Source organism: Synechocystis sp. LEGE 06083, from assembly GCF_015207725.1.
Lineage (GTDB): Bacteria > Cyanobacteriota > Cyanobacteriia > Cyanobacteriales > Microcystaceae > Synechocystis > Synechocystis salina.
Genome location: NZ_JADEWJ010000321.1, coordinates 1 through 3965 on the forward strand (window position 1 = coordinate 1; position 3965 = coordinate 3965).

A 3965-nucleotide genomic window follows, 5' to 3' on the forward strand; every position below is an offset into this window, starting at 1 on the left:
CTGTGGGGCAGCGTTGGGCCAAACTGTCGGCAATGGGTTCATAGATTTGGGCCGCCACTCCCAAGCCCCGCAGTAAACTTTCTGCCCCTTGCTCCACTCTGCGGCCCTGCCACACTAGGCGATCGCCGGTCATGGTCCAGAGGGCAGCGGCCGGTAGCCAGAATTTTCCATCATCCAAGGCTTGTAAACCATATTCCAATTGCCAGATGCCGCCAGCACCATCCACCGGGGGCTGTAACCGCAGGGCACCCCGCCATTGCCGTTGGGCTAGGGCTTGGTTGTTTTGTTGCCCCAGATAACCTTGGACCGGCAGATACCAATGGTCCAGGGTTGTGGCTAAACGTTGCAGAGCTTTACCCGTACCCAGGGAAGTTTGCTCCGGCTGGGTCAGGCCCTTGAGCCAACTATTTAACCAAGCTTCTTTGGCATTACTAATGGCGGGACTAGTGACCTCGATCTGGGCTTGGACTAATTGTTGGAGTAAATCCACCACTACCCCTTGAGCCGCTTCGGTTTCCGGCGTCAGGGCCAGGGTACAGGGAGGGACTCTCTGGGTAAATTGGGCCAGATAGGTTTGGTCTTGGATGCTATCGAGGATGGGAATCCATTGAGCGTAGTAACCGCCGTCTTGCCCCATTTGCCCTAGCCCCGGCACAAATTTGCCCCGCAGAACTAAATCCAAACACCAGCGGTGCAATTGACCGTAAAAATAAAATTCTGATCCCAAGCTGGTTAGGATCTGGCCTCCCAGGGGAATGGATTGCAGCAACGTTAACGTTTGCTTGGGGGTCAAACTCATCCCAGTAATTTGCCACGATCGCCAGTGGAGGTATTTCGCATCCATGGCCACGGGGTCTTGCCCTGTAACAAAGGGCAGGGGAATTTTTTGCTGACGATGGCTTGGTAAATGAAGCGTTAAAGTTTGCTCTGTTACCTTATCCGCTGGAGGAAAAGCCAGGGGCACATTAGACCAAGCTTGAACCAAGGCCGGTACATCCAACGCAAAGGGATGGCGATCGCCAGTGGTTTCTGGCAGGGTATTACCCCAGGTATCCGCCCAAAGAAACAGTCTGCCGCCGTTTTCCCCGTGGGAAGGTTGCCAATTACCGTGGATAGTCGCCATAGGATCTAGTTTCTGGTCTGTCCCATTCTAGGGCGATTGGTTATTCTTGATTAGGGATGGGTCTCTGTCCCCCTAACCTCAGCCATCGCTCTTTTTGATCACCATGAGCCAAAGTCGCCAAACTCCCTTGCGGGCCACCCTGCAAAGTCAGTTCTCGATTATTGTCAGTTTTCTAGCCATTTTTTGGCTACTGGAAATCTTGGATGCGTTTGTTTTTCGGGGCAGCCTGGATCAATTTGGCATTTATCCCCGCTCCTTGGAAGGTCTGAGAGGAATTCTATTTGCCCCCTTTCTCCATGCCGACTTCGGTCATTTAATTGCCAATAGCGTTCCCTTTGTTATTTTGGCTTGGCTGGTGATGCTCCAGGAAGTGAGCGACTTTTGGATTGTGACTGGGATCACCATGGTGGTGGGGGGCTTGGGAGTCTGGTTGATTGCGCCCCCTAACACTGTCACCGTGGGGGCCAGCATTCTGATTTTTGGTTACCTGGGATTTTTATTACTGCGGGGTTGGTTCCAAAAAAACCTGGCCTCCATTGTCCTGTCCATTGTTGTCCTAGTGCTCTACGGCAGTGCTCTCTGGGGCTTACTACCCGGTCGGCCGGGGGTTTCTTGGCAGGGTCACTTATTCGGGTTCATCGGTGGGGCGATCGCCGCTTGGTTAATTGCGAGGGAAAAGCATTACTACGGCAAAAGTTAGAACGGGGAAAAAAGTTGCTCAATCAGTAATGGTGTTGTCTCCCCGCAGATTTGTTACAACTACTTCTGCTTAAGAATTAATAGGGTGACATCATCCTCTTGGGGTTGGTCCCCCAAAAAATGCTTCAGATCGGCGATCGCCTGGTGGCGGATTTCCGCCGGGGTCTGGTGTCGATGCCGGGAAAGTACTGCTTGCAACCGTTCTATGCCGTAAAATTCCCTCTTAATATTCATCGCTTCGGTGATGCCATCGGTGTAGAGCACAGCCAAATCACCACTGTTTAAACTAATTTCCCGCTCTGTCACAAAGGCACTAATATCCTGTTCCAAACCCAGGGGAAAGCCCAATTCAAAAGTGTCAATCTGTTCCGTTTCCCCGTTACTGCGGATAATTAACACCTCCTCATGTTGCCCACTCAGACGGATTAACCCCGCTTCATATTGCAACAAACTCAAGGTCATATTTTTAGAAGAACCCATGCGCCTGGTGTTTTCGTAGATGGTGCGGTTCATGGCGCTCAACAGTTTGACCGGATCCGTGACCCCATGTTCTAACAAAGTCCGCAGGGCCGTTTGGGCCATAATCATCACCAAACTGCTTTCTAAATCGTGGCCAGTAACGTCGCCAATGCTAATTCTGACTTGGCCATTGGTTTGCAACACATCGTAATAATCTCCCCCCACCTCCGTAGCCGATTCCATAAAACCGGCAATTTCTAGCCCGGCCACCGCCGCCAGCTCCTGTTCCGAAGGCATTAACATCTGTTGTAATTGTCGAGTGATGTCAATTTCCGCCTCTAGCCGTAAATTTTCGTCCTGTAATTTTTCCATGAGGCGACAGAGGGCATCGGCCACCGTGTTAAAGGCGTGGACCACTTCCGCCATTTCATCCTGGGTTTGTAATTCCACTGCTTTAGTTTGACTGCCCGCCACCATTTTTTCCGCTGCACTGCTCAAACTAGCGATGGTAGCCATGACGCTGGCATAGAACCCCCAAAATAAATAGGCGGCGATCGCCAGGGTAGCCAACACAAAGGTGCTAAGGAGCCATTGCCGTTGCTGGAACCGTTGAATACGCTCGGACAGTAGTTGGTCTAATTCCGGGCTGAGCGTTCGCCAAAAATGTAAACTGTTCAGTAAACTCCATTGGCTCTGCTGGCTTAAACCGGGGTCATCGAGCTTGGTTTGCCCTGAAATTACCCTAGTTAAACTTTGATCCAATGTTTCTAGGGCGTTGGCCAAACCATGGAGACCATTACTTACCCTAGGTTGTAGTTGTTGATTATCATTGTGGGTGAAGGCCACCCCAAGGTTTTTGACCAAACTTTCCCTGAGCTGGGTCAACTGGGCTTTAATCACTAGCAATTGGGATTCTTCTGTGGGGGAAAGGCCGGAGCCGGAGTGGGAAGCAATGATGGTACCTAGTTGGGCCACATCCGTTTGCAGTTGGGGTAATTTGAGCAACAGGGCTTCCATCAGGTAATAACTATCCAAATCCGGATCAAGAATGAGATTGGATTGGTCTCCTACTTTGGTACGCAGCACGGCGATCGCCTGGAGAATTTCTTCGGGGTTAGTTTCCTTGTTATTCCGCCTGGTTGATAAAGCTTCTTCTAGGGCAACATAATCCGTTGCTGTATGCAATTTTTGCCCCCAACGGTCCTGAACTTGTTCTAAATGTTCCACAGGGGACTGCCAATGGCTTGACTCCAAAGGCGTGAGGGGTTCTGTCAGCACCGTTTGTTGCAATTGTTGCAGAGGACCCAGGTACGCCAAGCCCTGTTGCTCTAGCTGGGCAAACTGAATTTGACCTTGAATTTCGGACAGAAGCAGGAAAATAGCCAAACCCAAGGGCAACAAAAAGCAAACACTGATCAGGGCAAACTTTTGGGGATAGTGTAAGCGATTAATCAAGCCCACCGCTGGTTTGAGCATCCTTTGGCCCACAGTTACCGGCTCCATAACTTTTTCCATCACCGCAACAAAACCCTTTTAAAACTCTTTCTCAGACTACCCAGGGGCAACTCTAGCCACAGTAGGGTCTTTCCGCTCCCAACGCTAGCATAATCCTGGAGACATTATCATTCGGGAAAAGCAATGGCCAAACCTTGTTTCCGTCAACTCCTAGGCACTGCGTTGCCAC

The 3965-nt window shown here is 50.8% G+C and carries 2 protein-coding genes and 1 pseudogene; 1 reads left to right on the forward strand and 2 read right to left on the reverse strand.

Annotation, left to right across the window (positions count from 1 at the left end; genetic code table 11):
• Positions 1-1123, reverse strand: a pseudogene (locus IQ219_RS17680) (ATP-dependent helicase); the annotation flags it as partial.
• Positions 1124-1226: 103 nt separating this feature from the next.
• On the opposite strand from IQ219_RS17680, the gene IQ219_RS17685 reads away from it, so the two are divergent.
• A complete protein-coding gene (locus IQ219_RS17685; RefSeq protein ID WP_194020638.1) occupies positions 1227-1823 on the forward strand; it encodes a rhomboid family intramembrane serine protease in 597 nt (198 codons plus the stop codon).
• A gap of 59 nt (positions 1824-1882) precedes the next feature.
• On the opposite strand, the gene IQ219_RS17690 is transcribed toward IQ219_RS17685, so the two are convergent.
• Positions 1883-3796 (reverse strand): PP2C family protein-serine/threonine phosphatase, encoded by a 1914-nt coding sequence (locus IQ219_RS17690; protein ID WP_228017303.1) that lies wholly within the window; start codon positions 3794-3796, stop codon positions 1883-1885.
• Positions 3797-3965: the final 169 nt, after the last annotated feature.